Source organism: Paradesertivirga mongoliensis, assembly GCF_024436395.1.
Taxonomy (GTDB): Bacteria; Bacteroidota; Bacteroidia; order Sphingobacteriales; family Sphingobacteriaceae; genus Paradesertivirga; species Paradesertivirga mongoliensis.
The window spans coordinates 714,913-738,729 of record NZ_JAFMZO010000003.1 but is presented as its reverse complement, the minus strand read 5'-3'; the positions used below and the strand labels follow the sequence as shown (position 1 = coordinate 738,729).

Sequence of the window (23,817 nt, the reverse complement as noted above, 5' to 3'; positions counted from 1 at the left end):
ATATCATCGCCAGATTTTATGAGAATAACCTTTTCCCATTTGCGCACTAAATTCCTAACTTAGCCCACTTGTCTAAGAGATTTGTGAATGAATACTTCTTTTGATTTTGAAAAGCCTATTGCTGATCTTCAACAGCAAATAGAAAAGGTAAAACAGGTAGCTGAGAAGACCAAAGTAGATATGTCTTCAACGCTTGCAGAGCTTGAAGCCAATCTTGAAGCTACAAAGCAGCGCATTTATACCAACCTTAACGGATGGCAAAACGTCCAGATATCGAGGCATCCCGATAGGCCATATACCTTACAATATATTGAAATGATCTGTGATGATTTCATTGAACTGCATGGCGATCGTACTGTAAAGGATGATAAAGCTATTGTTGGCGGGTTTGCAACCATCGATGGCCAAACCGTAATGATCATTGGTCATCAAAAAGGTACTAATACAAAGCTGCGCCAGTTTCGCAATTTCGGTATGGCAAATCCCGAAGGGTATCGGAAGGCTTTGCGGCTGATGCGACTCGCCGAGAAATTTAATAAGCCGGTAATTACTTTCATTGATACTCCTGGTGCTTATCCGGGCTTGGAAGCTGAAGAGCGCGGGCAGGGTGAGGCTATTGCCCGCAACCTGCTGGAAATGTCTGTGTTAAAAGTTCCGGTACTTTGTTTTGTAGTTGGTGAGGGAGCTTCGGGCGGTGCTTTGGGGATTGGTATAGGAGATAAGGTATACATGCTCGAACACACCTGGTATTCTGTGATTTCTCCTGAGTCATGCTCTTCTATTTTATGGAGAAGCTGGGATTTTAAAGAAAAAGCTGCCGAAGTGTTAAAACTGACGGCCGAAGATATGCATGCAAATGGTTTGGTAGACGGAATTATTCCTGAACCGCTGGGGGGCGCACATCACGATCCGCAAAAAATGGCTGAAACCATCAAAAGTAAAATACTGGAAGATTTAACCACTCTTAAAGGCAAAGACATCGATCAGGTTATTAGCGAGCGCATAGAGAAGTTTTGCGCCATGGGGGTAGTGCTCGAATAAGAATATAAATTTACTTAACAAAAAGGGGCGCTTCATTCATTCGAAGCGCCCCTTTTTGTTACCTGTTTATTGCATCTGCATACTTCCCATCAGCCGCGACTCCAGTGCTTTGTATTTGTTTTGAAGCTTTAGAGTTAATGCACTTTGTTTATGTTTCTCAGTAGTTTTAATTAACTCGTTCAGCACCTGAGCACCTAGTTGCAAGTCGTTTGAGACCTGGCCTCCGCGCGAGAGGTTCAGGAGATAATTAAGTTCAGCCACAATGTAATTGGCAGTATTTTCTACAAGTTTATTTGCCTTTTCCGGTTCGTTTACCTGATATAACAGGTCTGCTGAATAATAGCGATGAAGAATATAATAATAGAGGTAATTCTTTTCTGGCAGAACTTCCTGCGCTCTTAGCATAACCTTTTTCGCTTCAGCCATTTTACCTTCTTTAATAAGGTTTTCTGCAAGCTGATTAAAGCTTTTTATAATAATGGCAATCATCCTTGTCGATTCAGGGTCAAGATAAGGGGCATTCTTTATATTCGCCCATTTAAACTTATTCAGCATATTACTATACATCGCCTCGGTATGAATCAGATCTTCATTTCTTCCGGTGGAATCAGCAGGTGTAGTCGATTTTAAAGGAAGTAACCGATAAGCAAACCCCTCATTAAAAAGATATTTATCTAAGCCGATATAGTTATCCGCAGGGACGGTTACCGCAAAATAGATAGGACGTTTCCAATTGTTGTGAGCCAATATATCGAACATGGCAAGCTCCGCTTTGGTTACATAATCTTTATTGTACTTCCATTCAAGAATGGGTAAAATGTTTGCTGCTTCATCTGGACGAACCGTTTTTGTTGCGAGAAGCTGGTTAGGGTCAATCGAGATTTTAAAGTTTTTGGTCGGCAGAATATTATCTTTAGTTCCATCCTGCATAGGTACCTTATCACTTTCTTCATCCGAGGTAAGTACGTCGAAGACAGTTTTGAGTTCAACAGCGCCTTCCACTTTATAGTCGTAATATCTGATGACATCTCTCACACCCTGCACAAACTTGCTGTTGGGCATAGTAATTGGCAGTGCTTCCGCTTCGTTTACTTTTTCTTTCATCTGGCGGATATACCAGTCGGTTCCAAGCAGGCTTAAATTCACTACACGAACATCCGGACGAACGCCTTCTACTTCCTGAACGTACCAAAGTGGGTAAGTGTCATTGTCGCCATAAGTAAATAAAATTGCATTGGGTGCGCACGATTCAAGATAGTTTATTGCGAAATCGCGTGCGGTGGTTTTGCCGGAACGATCATGATCGTTCCAGTTTTCCTTCGCCATAAGCACAGGAGCGGCCAGCAACCCAATAACAGTTGCCCCAATGCCGGCGGCCGACATGGAAACTTTCTTTCGCAGAAACTCAGCGATGGCTACTACACCCAAGCCAATCCATATGGTAAAGGCATAAAAGGAGCCAGCGTAGGCATAATCCCGTTCACGGGGCTGCAACGGAGTTTGATTTAAGTATAATACAATAGCCATCCCTGTAAAGAAGAATAAAAGGCCCACCACACCGGCGTCTTTCTGGTTGCGGCCAAAATGCCAGATGGCGCCAATTAACCCCAAAATCAGAGGCAGAAAATAGAGCCGGTTGTAAGCGTTATTGTCTTTTATACTAGGAGGCAGGTCGTCTTGCGAGCCCAGGTGCCAGGCATCAAGCGGCTTAATTCCACTGATCCAGTTGCCACTAGTGTTGTTTCCATGTCCCTGGTCGTCGTTCTGTCGGCCGGCAAAGTTCCATAAGAAATATCTGGCATACATAAAACCAGTCTGATAGCTGAAAAGAAATCCAAGGTTGTGAATAAACGAGGGAGATTCACTCTCACTCAGCTGCATCCACTCACGATAAAAACTGGTATGCTGTCCGTCATCGCTATACATTCTCGGTAATAGAGTGTTGCGGTCGTAAACATATTCGTACTTCTGACTGGCAACTTCATATTTTTCTTCGCCTTTGCGATAGATATTACCTTTTTCCTTATAGTCTATACGTTGAGAGTCAAAATACTGGCCATATAACAGCGGTCTGTCGCCATATTGTTCCCGGCTCAGGTAGCTTAACAGCGAAAAAACGTTATCCGGATCATTGTTGTTAAGAGTTGGATCCGCTTTGGCCCTGATAACAATCATCGCGTAAGAGCCATATCCCAGTAAAATAAAGACTGTGCAGATTAGTGCCAGGTTAAGAACCGGTTTTGCATGCCGTATAGAATATAAGATTCCATAGGTCAGTCCGCCGATAATCAATGCTGCGAAAATGATCACGCCAATACCAAATCCCAGACCAAGAGTGTTAACAAAAAACAGGTCGACGTAGGCGGCTGTTTTTACCAGATATAATATAATTCCGTATTGGATAATGCCTAATATGATGATGCCAATAAAAAGAGCCCAAAGTGTTCCTTTGGCAGTGGGGTTGGATCTACGCCTAAAATAATATACCAATGCAATGGCGGGAATGGCCAAAAGGTTTAGTAAATGCACTCCAATGGAGAGTCCCATGATATAAGCAATAAAGATGAGCCATTTATCAGAGTCCGCCTCATTAGCATGGTGATCCCACTTTAAAATTGCCCAAAAAACAATGGCGGTGCATAATGATGATAAGGCATAAACTTCAGCTTCGACAGCCGAGAACCAGAAAGTGTCGGAGAATGTGTACGCCAGGGCGCCAACTAGACCTGCACCCATTATGGTAACGATCTCGGCACTCGACAGTTCTTCTCCGCTTCGCACAAAAACTTTTCGTGCCAGTGCGGTAATGGTCCAGAAAAGAAACAATATGGTTGCAGCACTCGCGATAGCAGAGCTCATATTCATCCAAAAAGCTACCTGGGTTTTATCGCTGGCAAGCAAAGAGAATACCTTGGCAATCATAATAAACAATGGAGCTCCCGGCTGATGGACAACCTGTAATTTATAAGCTGAAGCAATAAACTCGCCGGTATCCCAGAAGCTTGTGGTTGGTTCCAGCGTTAAAGTATACGTGATTGCTGCTATCAGGAAGCAAACCCAGCCCAGAAGGTTATTGATTTTAGTGTATTGCATATATTTGTAGAAAAGCTCGTCAAACGAATAATTGAAGCCGAAAATAGTGATAAGTATTTAAATAGCAACCTGAATGTTGGCGTTTAACATTTTTTAAGATTTCCGTTAATGACTGATAAAATTAAAATTCAAAATACTTTTGCACTTCTAATTTTATCGCTCTATATTTGCACACCCGTTCAAAAGGATACTTTTGTTAGGGAGATTGCCCGATAGTATAAAGGTAGTACGACGGTTTTTGGTACCGTTTGTCTTGGTTCGAATCCAGGTCGGGCAACATTAAAATTCCGAATTTCGGATAGCAATAAATGCTCTTATTATATTCTGAAGTTAAAATCCTCAAAATCCGAAATTAATTATGCCATTACAGTTTAATCCGGTTAAATTATTTGCAGGTTCTGGTACAACCGAACTTGCCGATAAAATAGCTAAGGCTTATGGTAGAGAGTTAGGCGACCTTACGGTGGCTAGGTTCAGTGATGGCGAAATTCAACCGTCTTTTGATGAAACTGTTCGTGGTTGTGACGTTTTTTTAATTCAATCCACTTGTCAGCCTTATGATAACCTGATCGAACTGCTGTTGCTAACGGATGCAGCTAAACGTGCATCAGCCCATTATATCACGGTAGTGATTCCATATTTTGGAATGGCAAGGCAAGACAGAAAAGACAAACCGCGTGTTGCTATAGGTGCTAAATTATTTGCCAATCTTATAGTGGCATCGGGTGCGCACCGGATTATGACAATGGATTTGCATGCAGCGCAAATACAAGGATTTTTTGATATTCCTGTTGACCACCTGGATGCATCGGTGATTTTTGTTCCGTATATAAGGAGCTTGAACTTGCCTAATTTGACTATCGCATCTCCGGACATGGGCGGCTCTTACCGGGCACGTACTTTTGCAAAATACTTTAATGCTGAAGTGGTGATATGTGATAAGCGGCGGAAGCGCGCCAACGAAATAGAATCGATGTCTATCATTGGTGATGTTGCTGGCCGGGATGTTGTATTAATTGACGACATCTGCGATACTGCTGGTACACTTTCTAAAGCTGCCGGACTCATTATGGAGAATGGAGCTAATAGTGTGAGAGCGGTTTGTACGCATCCGGTTTTATCGGGTAAGGCTTACGAAACGATAGAGAATTCTCAGTTGGCAGAATTGATCGTAACAAATACAATTCCATTGAAACAGGAGTCTGCAAAAATCAGGGTGCTTTCAACGGCCGACTTGTTTGCAAAGGCGATAACCAATGTGAATGAGCACGGATCTATTTCAGATCTGTTTAGAGTAGAAGAATAAGTAAAAAGGTAATTCAGAAGTCAAGACGACTGAATGTGCCAAAGCATATTTTAATTTTCACTTTTTAATTTAATTATCATGAACTCTATCGCTATTAGCGGTTCTCCGAGAGAGAACGTAGGGAAACGCGATGCTAAAGAGCTGCGTTACCAGGGAAAAGTACCGGCAGTTTTGTATGGCGGAAAAGAACAATTGCATTTCGCAGTTGAAAAAACATCTTTGAAAGATCTAATCTATTCTGCAGATGTGATGTTTGTTGATCTTGATGTTGCCGGACAAAAAGTACAGGCAATTCTTCAAGACGCACAATTTCATCCTTTGACTGAAGAAGTCTTACACGTCGACTTTTTCCAGTTAGATCAAAACAAACCTTTGGTAATGCAAATACCGGTTAAGTTAACCGGAACTTCTCCAGGTGTTAAAATGGGTGGTAAGCTTGTACAAAAACTACGTAAGTTACGTGTTAAAGCTTTAACTAAAGATATGCCTCAATATGTTGAAGTAAGCATTGAGCCTTTAGAAGTTGGTAAATCTGTACGTGTACGTGATTTGAAATTCGAGAAATTTGAAATTACTAATACTCCTGAGGATACCATCGTATCTGTGACTACTTCACGTGCTTTAAGACAAGCAGAGCAGGAAGCAGCTAAAGGAAAATAAATTCGTTTATTCTCTCGAAGAGAGAAAAGTAGAAAAAGCTCCCCGAAAAGGGAGCTTTTTTGTTTTAGCTCTGCTTTAACCTCTAACCTTCCGTCTTTAACCTTTCTGCTTTCACCTTTCACCACTTACCTTTGAATATGAAATTTCTTATTGTAGGTTTAGGAAACATCGGTTCAGAATATGCCGATACACGTCATAATATAGGCTTTATGGTTGCCGATGCCTTAGCAAAAAAAGCCGCTTCAAGCTTTTCTAATATGCGTTTAGCGTATTATGCCGAATTTAGCTTTAGGGGTAAAGGTATTCATATAATCAAGCCCACCACTTATATGAACCTGAGTGGCAAGGCCCTGAATTACTGGATGCAGGAGTTGAAAATACCAGTTGAAAATGTTATTGTAATTGTGGATGATATTGCCATTCCATTTGGTTCGGTTAAACTTAAACCTAAGGGCAGCAATGCTGGCCATAATGGACTGAAAAGCATTGAAGCTACCCTCGGTCATTCTAACTATGCACGTTTGCGTTTTGGCATTGGAGATAGTTACCCTAAAGGTCGTCAGGTTGACTATGTGTTGAGTAGTTTTGATGATGACGAACAACCGGCTTTGCCAGGTTTAATCGACCGGTCGATAGAAATGATCGAAAGTTTTGTAAGCGTTGGCGCTGAACTTACCATGACAAGGTTTAATAATAAAGCTTGATTATTGCAAGAGTATCTATTGGCAGGACAATTCAATGTTCATTTCGGAGACAGGTTAAGTTCAATAAATCCACTATTTTTGCCTGATTAATATCAATATGAAAGTTTACGGAATTAAAAATTGCGATACAGTTAAGAAAGCGCTGAAATGGTTGGATGATCATCAGGTGTCCTATGAGTTCCATGATTTTAAAAAGTTTGGAGTGTCTGAAGAGAAGCTGGAGGAATGGTCGGCTCAAACAGGCTGGGAGCCCTTGCTAAATAAGCGTGGCACTACATGGAAAAAACTCGGTCCCGAAGTTCAAAATCAAATACAGAATAAGGCAGATGCATTTAAATTAATGCAGGAAAAAACATCAATAATTAAACGTCCGGTGATAGAGGGGGCGAACAATATAATACTCGGCTTTGACGAAGCGGCATATGCCGGCTTCATAGCTTAAAACAATTACATTAAATCTGACTTTAAGATAAATCCGTAGCTGCAAAGGTGAGTTTCGTGACCGCTTTCGGCCAGAGTACTATTTTGTTATACCGTTTTAACCAATTATGTTCAGATTGAGATCTATTACTGCCTTATTACTGATTTTCTTAATAACGCAGTCGTTTGCTCAGGAAGTAAGCAACACCCCAGGCAAGGGGAAGTATCAATATACAGAGGCCTTCGGTCCGCTGTTTTATACCAACAATGGCAATCAATACCGGACCGCCAGTGGTATGCCGGGACCCCCCTACTGGCAAAATCGGGCAGATTATCAGATCGATGTCAGGCTTAATGATAAAACGAATGAGATTTCGGGGTCTGAAGTAATAACTTATACCAATAACAGTCCGGATAACCTTGAGTTTTTATGGATGCAGTTGGAGCAAAATCTTTATAAGCAAGGTTCGAAGGGAAGTTCAATCATCCCGATTGCCGGAAGCCGGAGCAGTGCGAAAGGACAAAAATTCGATGCTGGCTTTAAGATCAAGTCTGTGCGATTACTGTTGCCAACCGAAACTGATCTTCGCTTTACTATTACTGATACCCGCATGCAGGTTTTCCTGCCGTCGCAGCTGAAGGCAAAAGGCGGACAGCTGAAGTTTAAAGTTGACTTTTCGTTCATTTCTCCTAATTCCGGTTCGGATCGTATGGGGATATTGGATACGAAGAATGGCAAAATATTCACTGTCGCACAATGGTATCCAAGAATGTATGTTTATGATGATCTTGTTGGCTGGAACGTGATACCCTACGTGGGGCCAAGTGAATTTTATCTGGAATACGGCGATTTTAATGTAAACATCACCGCGCCCGCGAGCCATATTGTAGTAGCATCCGGCGAACTGCTTAACCCAAAAGAAGTTTACACTAATGCGCAGCAACGACTTTGGGAGGAAGCGGCCAAAAGCGACAAGACGGTTGCGATTCGTTCCTCAAATGAAGTGAGAAACCCTGCATCCCGGCCAACCGGTAAGAATGAATTGATCTGGAAGTTCAGAATTCAGAATTCAAGGGATTTCGCCTGGGCCTCGTCGGCTGCGTTTGTGATAGATGCAGCTAAGATTAATTTGCCGGAAGGGAAAAATTCCCTTGCAATTTCTGCATATCCGGTAGAAAGTGACAGTAATAACTCCTGGGGCAGATCGACAGAATATACCAAAGCTTCGGTGGAGCTAAACTCGAACAAATGGACAACTTATCCTTATCCTACTGCCATTAATGTAGCAGGAATTGTGAGCGGGATGGAATATCCGGGGATTGTGTTCTGCGATTGGAAGGATAAAAACGCATCGTTATGGAATGTTACTGATCATGAGTTTGGCCATACATGGTTTCCGATGATCGTTGGGTCTAACGAGCGTGTGCATGCCTGGATGGACGAAGGTTTTAATATGCTTTTAAATACAATTACTACCGAATTGTTTAATAAAGGCGAGTATAAAGTAAAGCCACGCGATATGCACCAATGGGCTGATATTATTACAAACCCAAAGCTTGAGCCTGTAATGACAAGCCCGGATAATATGAAGGAGTCGAACATAGGACTTCTGGCATATTATAAGCCATCCATTGGACTTTTATTGCTCCGTGAACAAATTCTTGGGCCAGAAAGATTCGACCGTGCTTTTAAAACCTATATAGAAAGGTGGGCTTATAAACATCCGTCGCCTGATGATTTTTTTAGAACAATGGAAAATGTTTCTGGTGAAAACTTAGCATGGTTTTGGCGCGGCTGGTTCTTAGATAATTGGCGCCTCGATCAGGCCGTCGCCGGAGTTGAGTATGTGAAAGGGAATGCGGCAAACGGTGCCCTGATCACTGTGGAAAATCTGGAGAAAATGCCTTTTCCTATGATTCTGGAAATTAGAACCAAAAGCGGGAACAAATCCCGGATTACTTTGCCGGTTGAAGTTTGGCAGCGTAATACAAGCTGGACTTTCCAATATCCCTCTACAGAAGAAATTGTATCGGTGACCTCAGATCCTGACCATGTTCTTCCTGATCATAACAGCAATAACGATGTATGGCGAGCACCCTTGATTCGTTAGTCTCTTAGATTCAGGCTCTTGATTTCATTATGATGGACGGCTGTCTTACCGCCGGTTCTCTTAACCTGTTCCGAAAATCGCAGAGAAAATTAAGCGGCTATTCCATCTCGATCAGACATCCCTTAATAAACGCTTGTGGATGTGTATCGTTCTCTTGCGATTCTTCGATATCATAAGAACTGATTACAAAATTTTGAAAAAAAATAACCTTGGAGAGACCAAACCGTAATAATTATCGTACTTACAGGTAGGAAAGGGGAGATGAGATGATTTTGAAAACCAAAGGAATTGACGAGATAACACTTCAAAAGCAAGCAAAAGCGAGTATAAAACTTTACGCCAAACCTAACGACGATTTTTGCTTTATACCGTATCTGGATGTCGCCAATGCGCAAATCAGATACCTGCGATTCAAGCTGGTTAATAGACAATGGGTTTTGATTGACTAATTGTTAAACCGGCTCTGCGTTTACAAAGGTCAAATGATTCATTACAGCTTTAATATCGCCATAAGAAATTTCATCACCTAAAGCGACTTTTACCTCTCCCGTTTTTTGTCCGGGGTTCTCAAAGAGATAGGCTGTGATTTTTGCCACTTTTAATTTTGATACCAGATCAAAAACAGAGACTTTTCCGCTGCTGACATAGTGGGCGAGATGCCCTTCAATCGTTACCGGGCTGAAGCCTCTCAGGACCGCGATTTCAGCAATGCTTTTTCCCTCTTTGTATAAATCGAACGAGATTTGTTTGGTGTCAACCTTTATTTTCTCTTCCTTCAGCGGGATCTGCATCGCCGAGCGTTGAATGCCCTTTTTGTTGCAATATTCGGTAATCATCGAGAGGATTTCGTCCCCGTATCTTTGTACCTTCATTTTACCGATGCCTTTGATCATTTCAAGTTCGGTACGACTGGAAGGCATTCTATTTACAACCTCTATAAGAGCCTTTTGAGGCAAAACTATATAAACAGGAACGTTTTGTTCGCTGGCTAGATTATTTCGCCAGGTTCTTACGCGGGTGAACAGTTCAGCATGGAGAATTTCTTCCGGAGCTTCGGTTGTTTTTACAGGCTTGGTTGCGCTAAGCGAAATATAGTCGAGTTCTATATTTGTCTTGTTTTGGAGATAAGATAGAGTATTAAAGCCGGCGATGCCTACTTTCATTAAGCCCTGTTTTATAAAGACTTCTTTCGACAAGGCCTCCGATGCGTCTTTTAGGCTGGTGCGAACCGCTTTATTATCCGACTCGATATTTAGCGTTTGCATCGGTACCCAAAGCTCCTGGTCAATTTTTTCGATAAAATAAGTACAGGCTTTCTGTACCCTTTGTTGCAGGGAACTGTCTTCTTCAGGAAGGTCTTCTGGTTTGAACAGGCCGGTCAATTGTTTTTTAAAAGCATCCGAAACCTCATAAATTCCTTCCTCTACCGACTTTTTAATTTCTGCCAGACGCTCTATTAATTTGGCGCTAACAGAATTGCTGTGATCTTCGGCTGTTTTTTTTAGGTAAAAGAATTTTGTTTTTATGTTGCTGAAGTCGAATAACTCGAACAATAGTGCCCGCTGAAAGTCTGATTTCGAACTTCTAAGATGCCGGTCATCGGGTTCATTGTTGCTGGCTTCTTTGGTGTAGGTAGCTACTGTTCCATCGGTTCGGATACTGCTAAACGCGATTTCAGACTTTAACACCAATCCTTCAAAGCTTTTGCAGCGACTCAGGGCTACATAAACCTGGCCATGCGCAAAAGCAGCATTCGCATCAATAATGGCTTTTTCAAAAGTAAGCCCCTGGCTTTTATGGATAGTAATGGCCCATGCAAGTTTAAGTGGATATTGTATAAACCGGCCGATCACTTTTTCAGTTACCTCCTTGGTTTCGGCATTCAATTCATATTTGATATTGCTCCATTCGAGCGGTTCAACGGCAATCTCTATTAAATCTGAGGGGCATTTAACATATATTATTCCATCTTGAATTTTGCTTACTTTACCTATTTTTCCATTATAAAAGAGCCGGTCTTTCGACGGATCGTTCTTAGCAAACATTACCTGAGCCCCAGGTTTAATTTCCAATTCCAGGGCTGTTGGAAAAGTATACTCTGGAAAATCTCCCTCCAACGTGGCTTTAAATGTGTGGGATTTCTCTTTGATTTCAAGCAGCTTCAGTTCGTTAATTTCCACTGCTGTATTGTTATGAGTAGTAAGGGTGATATAGCCTTCGTCATCAGCAGGTTTAAAATCTTTGATATATCGACTGTTTAATTGCGACAGTACCTCTTGATCAATCCTGTTTTCTCTTACACGATTTAATAAATCAATAAAAAACGAATCGGATTGCCGGTAAATATGTTTTAATTCTATGCTGACATGCGAAGTTTTTTGGAGTGCGCGGCTGTTGAAGAAAAATAGATTGGAATAGTAATCTCTTAAAATCTGCCAATCCTGATCTTTTACTACGGGTGAAAGCTGATGCAAATCTCCGATCATTAATAATTGCAAACCTCCAAACGGTTTCGAATGATCCTTAAATCGTCGTAAAACGTCGTCAATATTGTCTAGTGTATCCGCGCGGACCATACTTATTTCATCAATTACAAGCAGATCCAGACTTTTGATCAGGTTAATTTTATCCTTTGGGAAGCGTTTAAGTTGTATGTCTTTATTGCCAGGAATGAAGGGTCCGAACGGAAGCTGAAAAAAAGAATGTATAGTTACTCCTCCAGCATTTATAGCGGCCACACCGGTAGGCGCAACCACAGCCATCCGTTTTAACGATGATTTTTTAAGATTATGTAAGAAGGTGGTTTTTCCTGTACCAGCTTTACCCGTTAAGAAGATGTTTTTGTCGGTATAATGGACGAAGTTAGAGGCTAAGTCCAGTTGAGGGTTCTGTGTCATATGTGGTTTAGATAGGCTTAGGCCGCTAAGATAAAAAATATTTTTAAAACTAAAATATTTAGCAATTTTCTCGAGAAATTTTGGGTTGTTCGGAGTATATTTGTTAAAACTAATCTGTGATGGCGTCTAAATTATATTCCGCGTCCGAAAAACCGGTTTTGTCTTTTGAGGAGATTGACCCCTCTTTAACTTATAGCTACGCTCATTATTTAACCTGGTTATTTGATGATCGGGTTGAGTTGATCAAAGGGCAGATCTTTAAAATGAGTCCAGCACCTGCGCCATATCATCAGCAAATTTCTGTTCATCTTGCTTCTTTTCTGTTCAACTTTTTAAAAGGCAAGCCCTGTAAAGTTTATACAGCCCCTTTTGACGTTCGTTTTCCAAAAGAAAGTAAGGCTGATGAAGATATTTATACCGTTTTACAGCCTGATATCTGCGTAATTTGCGATCCGTCTAAAATCGATAACAGGGGATGCATCGGTGCTCCTGATATAGTAGTGGAGATTTTGTCGCCGGGAAATAACAAAACCGAGTTGCTCCATAAATATAACGTTTATGAAGAGTTCGGTGTTAAAGAATATTGGGTTTTGAGCCCGGCTGAGAAGACTTTTCTGAAATATACTCTTGATGATGGAGGTAAATACCAACCGTCTAAGTTGTTTACTTTAAGCGAGAAAGTGTACACGGATGTTTTGCCCGGTTTTGCTTTGGATCTGGATGACGTTTTTGAAGACTAGGTGTTGAGTGGAGATTCGGTTTCAACTTTTGGAAAGTTCCGAAACTTCCCCAACGTTTTGTATTAGATGCCAACGCCGGTCGGGAGTTGTAATCCGAATAGCAGCACCTCCCCGCCATCCCTAAACCCGATTGCAGCGATACCTGCCTGCGCCTAATGCCTGAAGGCGTATGAGCGGAAAGCGGGGACTGCCGGTTCATAGAAGCACTTCTTTGCTTTTCTAACAAGCTTCTAATTATCAGCATGTCCAACTTTTGGAAAGTTCTAAAACTTTCCAAAAGTTTATATAGCGGAAACCCCAAATTAATTTTCTCCCAACCCCTTGATAATCAAAATTAAGTTCCTACTTTTGCAGTCCCAATTTTGGGATAAAAGAATAATAACGAAATCGCTAAAAAAACTAAATGCCTACTATTCAACAACTAGTTAGGAAAGGTAGAGTAGCTCTGGTGGATAAGAGTAAATCCCCAGCGTTGGACAGCTGTCCACAGCGAAGAGGCGTATGTACACGTGTATATACTACTACCCCTAAAAAACCAAACTCAGCAATGCGTAAAGTTGCCCGTGTACGTTTAACAAACGGTAAAGAGGTGAACGCTTACATCCCTGGAGAAGGTCACAACTTACAAGAGCACTCAATCGTATTGATTCGCGGTGGTCGTGTTAAAGATTTGCCGGGTGTACGTTATCACATCATTCGTGGTGCTTTAGATACTTCTGGTGTTGCCGGAAGAAATCAGCGTCGTTCAAAGTATGGTACTAAGAAACCTAAACCAGGTCAGGCTGCTGCAGCTCCTGCAAAAGGTAAAAAGAAATAATTAAGGAGGATAATAGAAATGAGAAAGTCAAAACCTAAAAAGAGAATCCTTCTGCCTGATCCGAAGTTTAACGACGTGATGGTAACCCGTTTCGTAAACAACATGATGTACGACGGTAAAAAATCTATTGCTTATTCTATATTTTATGATGCAGTTGAGTTGGTTGAGAAAAAAACCAGCGAAAGTGGATTGGAAGCATGGAAAAAAGCTTTGAACAATGTTATGCCTGCTGTAGAGGTTAAATCTCGTCGTGTGGGTGGTGCTAACTTCCAGGTTCCAACCGAAGTTCGTCCTGAGCGTAAAATTGCTTTGGGTATGAAATGGTTGATCCTTTACGCTCGTCGTCGTGGTGAAAAAACCATGATGGAGAAATTAGCTGGAGAAATCATTTCTGCTTCTAAAGGCGAAGGTGCCGCAGTGAAAAAGAAAGAAGATACTCACAAAATGGCTGAGGCGAACAAGGCGTTTTCACACTTCCGCTTCTAATAAGGAGATTACACAGATTAATAAGATTGCACAGATAATTTTACACCGATTAGTAATAATCGGTGTAATCCTTTAAAATCAGTGTAATCCTTAAATCATAAAAATAATGGCAAGAGATTTAAAATTTACAAGAAATATAGGAATCGCTGCTCACATTGATGCGGGTAAAACCACCACAACGGAGCGTATTCTTTACTATTCTGGAGTTAGCCACAAAATTGGTGAGGTGCACGAAGGTGCTGCAACAATGGACTGGATGGCGCAAGAGCAGGAGCGTGGTATCACGATCACTTCGGCTGCTACCACTGTAAGCTGGAAGTATAGAAATCAGAATTACCATATTAACATTATCGATACACCGGGACACGTGGATTTTACCGTAGAGGTGAATCGTTCATTACGTGTATTGGATGGATTAGTATTCTTGTTTTCTGCAGTTGATGGTGTTGAGCCTCAATCTGAAACTAACTGGAGACTAGCCAACAACTACAACGTTGCCCGTATCGGTTTCGTTAATAAAATGGACCGTTCTGGTGCTGACTTCTTAAGAGTCGTTAAGCAGGTTAAGGATATGCTTGGAAGCAATGCAGTTCCTTTGCAATTACCAATTGGTGCCGAAGATTCTTTCAAAGGTGTGGTTGATTTAATTAATAACCGCGGCATCGTTTGGAACGAGCACGATAAAGGGATGACCTTTACTGAAGTTCCTATTCCTGAGGATATGCTTGAGGAAGTTGCTGAGTGGAGAGAGAAATTGTTGGAATCGGTAGCTGACTACGATGAGTCGTTAATGGAGAAATTCTTCGACGATCCGGATTCAATTACAGAACGTGAGATTCTAGATGCGCTGCGTGCAGCTGTGTTAGATGCTAAAATTGTTCCTATGGTTTGTGGTTCATCTTTCAAAAATAAAGGTGTTCAAACTATGTTGGATTATGTGATGGAGCTATTGCCTTCGCCACTTGATTCTGAAGGTGTTGTGGGTACTAACCCTGATACTGGTGCAGAAATTACGTTAAAGCCTTCTGAAAAAGAGCCTTTCGCAGCATTAGCATTTAAAATTGCAACCGATCCTTTCGTAGGCCGTTTGTGCTTTATCCGTGTTTACTCTGGTAATCTTGATGCAGGTTCTTACGTATACAATACCCGTTCAGAAAATAAAGAACGTATTTCACGTATCTTCCAAATGCACGCTAACAAGCAAAACCCAATTCCTAACGTAGGTGCTGGTGATATTGCTGCGGTAGTTGGATTTAAGGATATCAAAACAGGAGATACTCTTTGTGATGAAAAGAACCCTATCGTTCTTGAATCAATGAACTTCCCTGAGCCGGTTATCGGTTTAGCGATCGAGCCTAAAACTCAGGCAGACGTTGATAAATTGGGTATGGCTTTAGGTAAACTTGCTGAAGAAGATCCAACCTTCCGTGTACAAACTGATGAGGAAACTGGTCAGACCGTAATCTCTGGAATGGGTGAGCTTCACTTAGATATCTTGATTGACCGTTTACGTCGTGAGTTTAAGGTTGAAGTAAATCAGGGAGCTCCTCAGGTTGCTTACAAAGAGGCAATTACAGGTACTGTTCAACACCGTGAGACTTACAAAAAGCAAACTGGTGGTCGTGGTAAATTTGCTGATATCCAGGTTGTTATTTCGCCAATTGACCCTGATTTTGAAAAAGGTGGTCTTCAGTTTGTGAATGAAATCGTGGGTGGTTCTATTCCTCGTGAGTTTATTCCTTCGGTAGAGAAAGGTTTTGCTGCAGCCATGAGTAATGGTGTGTTAGCAGGTTACCCTCTTCCTGATATGAAAGTTCGCCTAATTGATGGTTCATTCCACGCGGTCGATTCAGATGCACTATCTTTCGAGATTGCAGCGCGTTCGGCTTTCCGCGAAGCTTTACCCAAAGCTAAGCCGGTATTGATGGAGCCAATTATGAAAATTGAAGTTCTGACTCCTGAAGAAAACATGGGTGATGTAATGGGTGACTTGAACCGTCGCCGTGGCCAGCTGCAAGGTATGGACACTCGTGCAGGTTCTCAGGTTATTAAAGCATTGGTTCCGCTTTCTGAGATGTTTGGTTATGTAACTCAGTTACGTACTATCACTTCAGGCCGTGCAACTTCAACCATGGAGTTTGATCACTATGAGCCAGCGCCTAAGAACGTACAGGACGAAGTAATCGCAAAGGCAAAAGGTAAAAAAGCTGAAGCTAACTAATAAGGTAAAAGGAGAAAGGTTAAAGCTGAAAGCTCCGACCTTTCTCCTGATAAAATAAATCGCCTTGTTTAATTAATAGCTCTTAAGCAAGGTTTAACTTAAAAATAAAATGAGCCAAAGAATCAGAATCAAATTAAAATCTTACGATTACAACCTGGTTGACAAGTCAGCTGAGAAAATCGTTAAAACGGTAAAGCCTACAGGCGCAGTAGTTAGCGGACCGATTCCTCTTCCAACAGAGAAGAAGATCTTCACAGTGTTACGTTCACCACACGTGAACAAAAAAGCACGTGAGCAGTTTCAGCTTTGTTCTTACAAGAGATTGTTAGACATTTATAGCTCTAACTCTAAAACGGTAGATGCCTTGATGAAACTTGAATTACCTAGCGGTGTTGAAGTAGAAATCAAAGTTTAAGTATAGAAGATTTAAAATAAAACGGCCTGCTCAGATTTCTGAACAGGCCGTTTTTGTATGCTCAGATATTTATTTTTTTCCTCGTTTAATAGAAGCTTCTTCATCTTTTTTGGCAAGGAGATCTTCTATCGTGTTTCGCTCGGTCTGGAGCTCACGCGCTAACTTCAGCTCTTTCTCTTTAGCCTTTGTTTTATAGTTCTGGTATTCGGCCGAGACCTCTTCGTACTGAAGCTTATATTGTTTCGAATCGAACGAGTTTTTTGTGGTGCTGAAAAGAACGCCGGCCAGGCAAAGGGCCAGGACAAGTATTGTCCCCCATACTACCCAATTATAAGTTGGCATGTCAACGGCCATACCCAATACTTCAACATGCCTGGCAGGAGCTGATGGCTTCTCAGCTGCAGCCGTTTTTTCCGGTTGGTCTTTAGAGGCTGCAATCTGCTTCTCCAGTTCGCTGATTCTTTGTCTTGTTTCAGCTATTTGTTTCTTATTGCTATTCAGAGAGTCGTTCACACTTTTCCATAATGTAGTGAGCCTTGCCGGGTTAACCACTTTATAACCCTGTTGCATCCACGAATGCTTGAGAAGTGCTTCATATTGTCCGCTTAGGGAATTGTCGACCGGGGCTGCGGGTGTTACAGGTTGAGTGCGAGCGGGCTTGGACGGTGCCGGGGTAGCCACCTTTGCAGGCTGCCCTGCTTTAGTAGTTTGATTCTTCGTTCCCGTGGTATCTTGTGCACTGATACTAAAGGTTAATAGGAAAATATTAATTAAAACGATGGAAAGGCTTTTACACGTTAGCTGTCTCATAAATTGGTGTGATATTGTAAAGGTGAAAATAAGGATTTTATTAAACACAAAAAATTAAACCTGATATCATTTCCCGATGTTGTAAATATATAAGCTTCGGGCTATGCAGGTTAAAAAATGGAGTGCTGTATTTGTTTTAGTGTTTTTGTTGAGTCAGACTTTTGGCCAGTTGAAAACAGAAAACGTGGTGTTAATCACTGTTGATGGCCTCCGCTGGCAAGAACTTTATCGGGGGGCAGACCCTTCAATAATTAGAAATAAGCGGTTTGTGGAAGATGTTTCGGCCTTGCAACGGGAATTCTGGAATGCTGACGTGGAATTACGCCGCCGGAAGCTATTTCCGTTTTTATGGAGTGCAGTTGCTACACAAGGCCAGGTTTATGGTAATCGGGATTTTGGAAACAGGGTAAATATTGCTAACCGATATCGCTTTTCATATCCCGGTTACAACGAACTTCTTACAGGGAAACCCGACAAGAGAATTAAGAACAATGCGAAAAGAACAAATCCGAATCAGACAATTCTGGAGTTTGCGAATCAGCATGGTAAATTCAAAGGCAAAGTGGCCGCTTTTGCATCGTGGGATGTTTTTCATTATATCATTAATACGAAGCGGTCTGGAATTCATATCAATGCGGGAAACGATACTGCTAAAAGTCGACTTACTGCGCGTGAAAGATATATAAACCACTTGCAACGAAACACTCCCAGTCCCTGGAAGGGAACCCGGTTTGACGAGTTTACACACAACTATGCTAAAGAATATTTGAAGAAAAATTCACCTCGTCTGGTTCTTATTGCTTACGGTGAAACCGATGAATTTGCCCATTCGGGCGCTTATGATGAATATTTGAAAGCGGCTCAAAATACCGATCGTTACATTCAGGACATCTGGGAGTGGATCCAGTCTGATAGCCGCTACCGGGATAAAACAACAATGATCATCACTACCGATCATGGCCGGGGAAACGGGCGTAGATCGTGGAGGAGCCACGGGCCAGGCCGGGCTGGATCCAATCATACATGGTTTGCAATTATTGGTCCGGATACCGAGCCGCTCGGTGAGGTAAAAAATAAATCTTATTATTATACTCACCAGCTCACTAATATAATTGCTTCACTACTCAATTTGAATTATCCAGGCGGAGGCACGGACTCATCTGTATTCGTAAATGCCTATAAATAATAGCTTCCTTGCATGCTTCTTTATTATATTTACCGGATGAATATCGGTATAATAGGGCTGGGGGACATGGGTGCGTTATGTGCTCGTAAATGGGCTGAAAAGGGCTACGCTGTTTTTGGTTGTGATTTGCCCGAAAACTATGAGCGACTCAAAACATCATTTGAGGGAACTTCAGTTACTGTTCTCAAAGATGCTTGCTTGGTGGCCGAAAAGACTGATTTTCTGCTTTTTTCGGTTGAAACAGCCGGGATAGACAAGGTTGTGGCTTCCGTAGCCCAGTCAATCAGATCGGGAACAATTGTCGGGGGACAAACTTCCGTCAAGCATCCCGAGATTGAGGCTTTCGAAAAATATCTTTCAAAGGATGTGCATGTATTTACGTGCCATTCGCTTCATGGCCCGTCTTTTTCTACAGCCGGACAAAAGCTTATAGTGGTGCCGCATCGGGTTGATAGAGCTGCCTACACAGCTGGGATGGAAATATATAAGGCCTTGGATTCGGAAATTATTGAAATTCAAACATCTGCACAGCATGACCAGATTATGGCAGATACACAAGCTGTAACGCATATGGGGTTTGAAAGCATGGGCACCGCCTGGAAAAATTCAGGCTTTTATCCCTGGGATCATGGGGCTTATTCAACAGGAATTGATAATGTTAAAATATTAACCACACTACGAATTTTCAGTTACAAAGCTCATGTATATGCCGGACTAGCTATTTTGAATCCTTTTGCAAGGAAGCAGGTACGGCAATATGCTAAGTCAGAGTCAGAATTATTTAAGATGATGATATGCGAGCAGGAAGCTGAATTTCGTTCGAGGATTGATGAAGCTAATAAATTTGTATTTCATGGAGAGAGAGATTTCATAACTCTTGATAGCGAGGTGATGAAGGATTTCAAACTGACGGAAGAAGGGGAGATGCACATGCCTAATTCACACCTCAGCCTATTGGCGATGGTTGATTCATGGTATCAGTTAAAAGTTAATCCGTACGAGAATTTAATATGTCAGACTCCGCCATTCAGACTAAGACTGGGTATTGCAGAGTATCTTTTTAAGAATGAAGCTCTGCTTGAAGAAACGATTCGGACAGCTTTGTATGATAAAAGTATTAGGGCAGACGATCTGGAATTTCATTCTGCAGTAAGAGAATGGGCTTCTATTATAGAATACGGCGACATGGAAGGGTATATTTCTCATTTTAATCAGGTTAAGGAGTTTTTTGCGGACAGATTAATGGACGGTGCAATGCAGAGTACCCGGCTTATAGAGAAATTGAGTCAGTAATTAGCGTGATAAGTAAGCTAGTTAATCGTTGCAGCAGGTATTTGTTGAGAGAATAAGCTTCAAAAAAAATAGCAGTAAGAATGGGCTTACTGCTATTTTTTTTGGGTGTTGAGAGAAGGAGTTAATCCTCTACTTTTACTTTCGTATCAGTAGTTTTGGATTTCGACTCAGCTCCGTCTGTTTTAGTTTTTGAATCAGAAGTCTTACTCTTGGTTTCCTCTCCGTCAACTTTCGTTTTTATCTCCTCACCTTCCTTGTATTTCATCTCGTCGCCTTCCATTTTTAATTTACCATCGGCTGTTTTGATTTTGATCTCATCGCCATCACGTTCAACCATCGATTCGTTTAACGACCAGCTTCCAGTTGGAGTCTTAATAATGGCATTATTCACCACTACACCTTTGGTACCATAAAGAGTATCATTGGAGGTTACATCCACGAAAAATAGATCTTTCTCTACTGGCTGTCTTGTGTCGCTGTATACATAATAGCCTTTTTCCGTGTCCTGGGTTATTGTCACCGGTTCGCCCGTACTTAAATTTACGTAAGACGCTTGGGAAACTGACATGCCGGTACTGTCAGTAGCTGTAGAATCAGCATTGGCGTTATCATTGTTAGAGCTGCTGCATGCAAACATGGCGGGGACCAGCACTGCTCCCATAAATCTTAATACATTCGTTTTCATAGTTCTTTTTATTGGTTTGAAAATCAACAATTCTTACAAGGAAAAGTTTTTAATTCCGCGTTGCCCAACACTAACGGTTAGTTAACGATCTTTTCGCAGAGGATTTTTTGATCCGCCACACGCAAATAATAAGACTTAAAAGTAAATCATAAAAAACTTGGGAAAAATAACTAACTCACTATTTGATTATTAATCAATTGTTTCTATCTTTGCCCTCCCTTAAAGGGAGTACCATGCCTTGAGCGAAGCCCTACTGCTTCGATGGGCATAAAAAGATAAAAAAGAAAATGTCAGGAATTATTGGAAAAAAAGTAGGAATGACCAGCATTTTTGATGCCGAAGGGAGAAACATCCCTTGTACGGTTATTGAAGCTGGCCCTTGCGTTGTAACGCAACTTCGTACCTCTGAGAAAGATGGTTATGAAGCAGTTCAGTTAGCTTTCGATGAAAAGAAAGAAAAAAACACATCTGCACAACTAAAAGGACATTTCGCAAAAGCAAACACTACTCCTAAGCGTAAGCTTGTGGAGTTTAAAACGTTTGAAGATGAGAAAAGTTTGGGTGACACAGTAACTGTAGAAATTTTTGCTGAAGGCGACTTCGTAGATGTAGTCGGAACTTCAAAAGGTAAAGGTTTTCAAGGTGTTGTAAAGCGTCACGGTTTTGGTGGTGTAGGTATGCAGACTCACGGTCAGCACAACAGGTTAAGAGCTCCGGGTTCACTGGGTGCTTCTTCATGGCCTTCACGTGTATTCAAAGGAATGCGCATGGCGGGTCGTACTGGTGGTGACAGAGTGAAAATTCAAAATCTTCAGGTTTTGAAAGTGTATGCTGAACAAAATTTATTAGTAGTTAGCGGTTCAATCCCGGGAGCTAAAGGTTCTTACGTAATCGTTGATAAATAAGGAGATGGAAGTTAACGTAGTAAACATAGCAGGTAAAGAAACAGGTGCCAAGGTGCAACTTCCTGATGCGATATTTGGTGTAACTCCAAATGATCACGCAATCTACTTAGATGTTAAGCAATATTTGGCGAACCAACGCCAGGGTACTCATAAATCTAAGCAACGTAACGAAATAGCCGGTTCAACCCGTAAATTACATAAGCAAAAAGGTACAGGTGGCGCCCGTGCGGGTAACATCAAGTCGCCTTTGTTTAATGGAGGTGGGCGTGTATTCGGTCCTCAACCGCGCGACTATAGCTTTAAGTTGAATAAGAAATTAAAGCAACTGGCTCGTAGATCAGCTTTAACATACAAAGCATTAGATAATAATATAGTAGTTCTTGAGGACTTCTCATTTGATGCTGTTAAAACTAAGAACTACGCAAAGCTCGTAGCTGATTTGAAAGTTGGCGATGTGAAAACCTTATTGGTTTTACCGACTGCTAACAACAATATTTATTTATCAAGCAGAAATCTTAAGAAAGCGAAAGTTGTAACTGCAGCCGATTTAAATACACATGATGTACTAAATGCAGGGAAGCTTTTATTGACTACAGGTTCTGTTAAAATGTTGGAGGAGGCATTCGCCAAGTAATATGGAAATTTTAAAGAAACCTATTTTAACAGAAAAAGCGTCGGCTTTAACAGAAAAGTCAAACCGCTATTCATTTAAGGTAGATCACAGAGCCAATAAATTGCAGATCAAATCGGCAATTGAGCAGATGTATGGAGTTAGCATCGTTGCTATCAACACCATGGTGGTATCTGGAAAATCAAAAAATCGTCAAACAAAAGCCGGATTAGTTACAGGACGCACTCCTAAATACAAAAAAGCAATTGTAACGATGAAAGAAGGTGAAGTTATTGACTTTTACAGCAATATATAATTAAGACATGGCAGTTAGAAGATTTAAACCGGTTACCCCTGGTACTCGTTTCCGAGTTGGAGCCGATTATTCTGATGTAACTACAAACGTTCCTGAAAAATCGTTAGTAGTTTCTATTAAGAAATCAGGTGGTAGAAACCATTCCGGTAAAATGACTATGCGTTATCTCGGTGGGGGACATAAAAAGTCATACCGATTGATTGATTTTAAACGCGATAAACAAGATATCCCCGCAACAGTTGCCACAATCGAGTACGATCCTAACCGTACTGCACGTATTGCTTTATTGAATTACGTTGATGGTGAAAAACGTTACATTATTGCTCCTACGGGATTAGTAGTTGGACAGACTGTTATTTCTGGACAAGCAGTAGCTCCCGAAGTTGGAAACGCACTTCCTTTAAAGAGCATTCCTCTTGGTTCTATTATTCATAACATTGAATTGAATCCAGGTCAGGGCGCATCTATCGCACGTAGTGCAGGTACTTACGCTCAGCTTTCAGCACGTGACGGCAAATATGCAATTATCAAAATGCCTTCTGGCGAAACCCGAATGATTTTGTCTACTTGCATGGCTACTATTGGATCAGTTTCGAACTCTGAAAAAGCTAACGAAGTGTTAGGTAAAGCAGGTAGAAAACGCTGGTTGGGTAGAAGACCAAGAGTAAGAGGTGTTGCGATGAACCCGGTAGATCACCCTATGGGTGGTGGTGAAGGTAGATCATCTGGTGGTCACCCTCGCTCAAGAAAAGGTTTATTGGCTAAAGGCTACAAGACTCGTAACAAACAAAAAGGTTCAAACCGTTACATAATTGAAGGAAGGAAGAAATAATGGCACGTTCACTTAAAAAAGGTCCTTACATAGATCATAACTTAGAAGCCAAAGTGGTTTCTATGACAGAAAGTAACAAGAAATCAGTAATCAAAACTTGGTCTCGCCGTTCAATGATTTCTCCGGATTTCGTGGGACATACGTTTGCAGTTCACAACGGAAATAAATTCATTCCTGTTTATGTAACTGAGAACATGGTTGGTCATAAAATGGGCGAGTTCGCTCCAACCAGAACATTTAGAGGTCACGCTGAAAAGAAAAAATAAGCC

Annotated in this window: 23 protein-coding genes and 1 tRNA gene; 20 read left to right on the top strand and 4 right to left on the bottom strand. The window is 41.4% G+C overall.

What is annotated here, in order from left to right:
• Positions 1-87: 87 nt before the first annotated feature.
• Positions 88-1,041, top strand: a complete 954-nt coding sequence (locus J3P43_RS14575; protein ID WP_255903672.1) for an acetyl-CoA carboxylase carboxyltransferase subunit alpha — start codon at positions 88-90, stop codon at positions 1,039-1,041.
• A 66-nt stretch (positions 1,042-1,107) separates the two neighbouring features.
• Here the strand turns inward: J3P43_RS14575 and J3P43_RS14570 are convergent, their stop codons facing one another.
• Complete coding sequence (locus J3P43_RS14570; RefSeq protein ID WP_255903670.1) at positions 1,108-4,134, bottom strand: glycosyltransferase family 117 protein; 3,027 nt, start codon at positions 4,132-4,134, stop codon at positions 1,108-1,110.
• 206 nt (positions 4,135-4,340) lie between these two features.
• On the opposite strand from J3P43_RS14570, the gene J3P43_RS14565 reads away from it, so the two are divergent.
• The 7 genes from J3P43_RS14565 to J3P43_RS14535 all read left to right on the top strand — a co-directional run bounded on the left by J3P43_RS14565 (position 4,341) and on the right by J3P43_RS14535 (position 9,784).
• A tRNA-Gln gene (locus J3P43_RS14565) sits at positions 4,341-4,411 on the top strand.
• A gap of 81 nt (positions 4,412-4,492) precedes the next feature.
• Positions 4,493-5,440: a ribose-phosphate pyrophosphokinase gene (locus J3P43_RS14560; protein WP_255903667.1), complete on the top strand. Its 948-nt coding sequence runs from the start codon at positions 4,493-4,495 to the stop codon at positions 5,438-5,440.
• A 78-nt stretch (positions 5,441-5,518) separates the two neighbouring features.
• Positions 5,519-6,100 carry a 50S ribosomal protein L25/general stress protein Ctc gene (locus tag J3P43_RS14555; RefSeq protein WP_255903665.1) on the top strand — a complete coding sequence of 194 codons (582 nt, stop codon included), beginning with the start codon at positions 5,519-5,521 and terminating at the stop codon, positions 6,098-6,100.
• A 137-nt stretch (positions 6,101-6,237) separates the two neighbouring features.
• The gene (gene pth, locus J3P43_RS14550) at positions 6,238-6,804 is read left to right on the top strand and encodes an aminoacyl-tRNA hydrolase (RefSeq protein WP_255903663.1); all 567 of its coding nucleotides are present in this window, start codon (positions 6,238-6,240) and stop codon (positions 6,802-6,804) included.
• Positions 6,805-6,901: 97 nt separating this feature from the next.
• Positions 6,902-7,246 carry an ArsC family reductase gene (locus tag J3P43_RS14545; protein ID WP_255903661.1) on the top strand — a complete coding sequence of 115 codons (345 nt, stop codon included), beginning with the start codon at positions 6,902-6,904 and terminating at the stop codon, positions 7,244-7,246.
• 106 nt (positions 7,247-7,352) lie between these two features.
• On the top strand, positions 7,353-9,335 hold the full coding sequence (locus J3P43_RS14540) for a M1 family metallopeptidase (protein WP_255903658.1): 1,983 nt from the start codon (positions 7,353-7,355) through the stop codon (positions 9,333-9,335).
• Between the two features lie 266 nt (positions 9,336-9,601).
• Entirely contained in the window at positions 9,602-9,784 is a 183-nt protein-coding gene (locus tag J3P43_RS14535; protein ID WP_255903656.1) for a hypothetical protein, read from the top strand.
• A gap of 3 nt (positions 9,785-9,787) precedes the next feature.
• On the opposite strand, the gene J3P43_RS14530 is transcribed toward J3P43_RS14535, so the two are convergent.
• Complete coding sequence (locus J3P43_RS14530; RefSeq protein ID WP_255903654.1) at positions 9,788-12,232, bottom strand: HRDC domain-containing protein; 2,445 nt, start codon at positions 12,230-12,232, stop codon at positions 9,788-9,790.
• A gap of 119 nt (positions 12,233-12,351) precedes the next feature.
• Here J3P43_RS14530 and J3P43_RS14525 point away from each other — a divergent pair, with 119 nt between their 5' ends.
• The 5 genes from J3P43_RS14525 (at position 12,352) to rpsJ (ending at position 16,911) form a co-directional block, all read left to right on the top strand.
• Entirely contained in the window at positions 12,352-12,972 is a 621-nt protein-coding gene (locus J3P43_RS14525) for a Uma2 family endonuclease (RefSeq protein WP_255903652.1), read from the top strand.
• Between the two features lie 403 nt (positions 12,973-13,375).
• Positions 13,376-13,789 (top strand): 30S ribosomal protein S12, encoded by a 414-nt coding sequence (rpsL, locus tag J3P43_RS14520; RefSeq protein WP_079703557.1) that lies wholly within the window; start codon positions 13,376-13,378, stop codon positions 13,787-13,789.
• A gap of 18 nt (positions 13,790-13,807) precedes the next feature.
• Positions 13,808-14,275 (top strand): 30S ribosomal protein S7, encoded by a 468-nt coding sequence (gene rpsG / locus J3P43_RS14515; protein WP_255903647.1) that lies wholly within the window; start codon positions 13,808-13,810, stop codon positions 14,273-14,275.
• 106 nt (positions 14,276-14,381) lie between these two features.
• Complete coding sequence (fusA, locus tag J3P43_RS14510) at positions 14,382-16,496, top strand: elongation factor G (protein ID WP_255903645.1); 2,115 nt, start codon at positions 14,382-14,384, stop codon at positions 16,494-16,496.
• Between the two features lie 109 nt (positions 16,497-16,605).
• Positions 16,606-16,911, top strand: a complete 306-nt coding sequence (rpsJ, locus tag J3P43_RS14505; protein ID WP_040627320.1) for a 30S ribosomal protein S10 — start codon at positions 16,606-16,608, stop codon at positions 16,909-16,911.
• Between the two features lie 69 nt (positions 16,912-16,980).
• Here the strand turns inward: rpsJ and J3P43_RS14500 are convergent, their stop codons facing one another.
• On the bottom strand, positions 16,981-17,721 hold the full coding sequence (locus tag J3P43_RS14500; RefSeq protein WP_255903642.1) for a hypothetical protein: 741 nt from the start codon (positions 17,719-17,721) through the stop codon (positions 16,981-16,983).
• A gap of 103 nt (positions 17,722-17,824) precedes the next feature.
• On the opposite strand from J3P43_RS14500, the gene J3P43_RS14495 reads away from it, so the two are divergent.
• The gene (locus J3P43_RS14495) at positions 17,825-18,907 is read left to right on the top strand and encodes an alkaline phosphatase family protein (protein ID WP_255903640.1); all 1,083 of its coding nucleotides are present in this window, start codon (positions 17,825-17,827) and stop codon (positions 18,905-18,907) included.
• A 36-nt stretch (positions 18,908-18,943) separates the two neighbouring features.
• Positions 18,944-20,200, top strand: coding sequence for a prephenate dehydrogenase (locus J3P43_RS14490; protein WP_255903637.1), 1,257 nt, complete (start codon positions 18,944-18,946; stop codon positions 20,198-20,200).
• A 121-nt stretch (positions 20,201-20,321) separates the two neighbouring features.
• Here the strand turns inward: J3P43_RS14490 and J3P43_RS14485 are convergent, their stop codons facing one another.
• A complete protein-coding gene (locus J3P43_RS14485) occupies positions 20,322-20,885 on the bottom strand; it encodes a hypothetical protein (RefSeq protein ID WP_255903635.1) in 564 nt (187 codons plus the stop codon).
• Positions 20,886-21,172: 287 nt separating this feature from the next.
• Between J3P43_RS14485 and rplC the strand changes: the two genes are divergently transcribed.
• From rplC to rpsS, 5 genes are read left to right on the top strand one after another with little or no spacing between them, the layout of a single operon-like run.
• Complete coding sequence (rplC, locus tag J3P43_RS14480) at positions 21,173-21,790, top strand: 50S ribosomal protein L3 (RefSeq protein ID WP_255903633.1); 618 nt, start codon at positions 21,173-21,175, stop codon at positions 21,788-21,790.
• A gap of 4 nt (positions 21,791-21,794) precedes the next feature.
• Positions 21,795-22,424: a 50S ribosomal protein L4 gene (gene rplD, locus J3P43_RS14475; protein WP_255903631.1), complete on the top strand. Its 630-nt coding sequence runs from the start codon at positions 21,795-21,797 to the stop codon at positions 22,422-22,424.
• Position 22,425: 1 nt separating this feature from the next.
• On the top strand, positions 22,426-22,716 hold the full coding sequence (gene rplW, locus J3P43_RS14470) for a 50S ribosomal protein L23 (RefSeq protein ID WP_255903629.1): 291 nt from the start codon (positions 22,426-22,428) through the stop codon (positions 22,714-22,716).
• 7 nt (positions 22,717-22,723) lie between these two features.
• Positions 22,724-23,548, top strand: coding sequence for a 50S ribosomal protein L2 (gene rplB / locus J3P43_RS14465; RefSeq protein WP_255903627.1), 825 nt, complete (start codon positions 22,724-22,726; stop codon positions 23,546-23,548).
• On the top strand, positions 23,548-23,814 hold the full coding sequence (rpsS, locus tag J3P43_RS14460) for a 30S ribosomal protein S19 (RefSeq protein WP_255903625.1): 267 nt from the start codon (positions 23,548-23,550) through the stop codon (positions 23,812-23,814). The genes rplB and rpsS overlap by 1 nt, the downstream gene beginning before the upstream one ends.
• Positions 23,815-23,817: the final 3 nt, after the last annotated feature.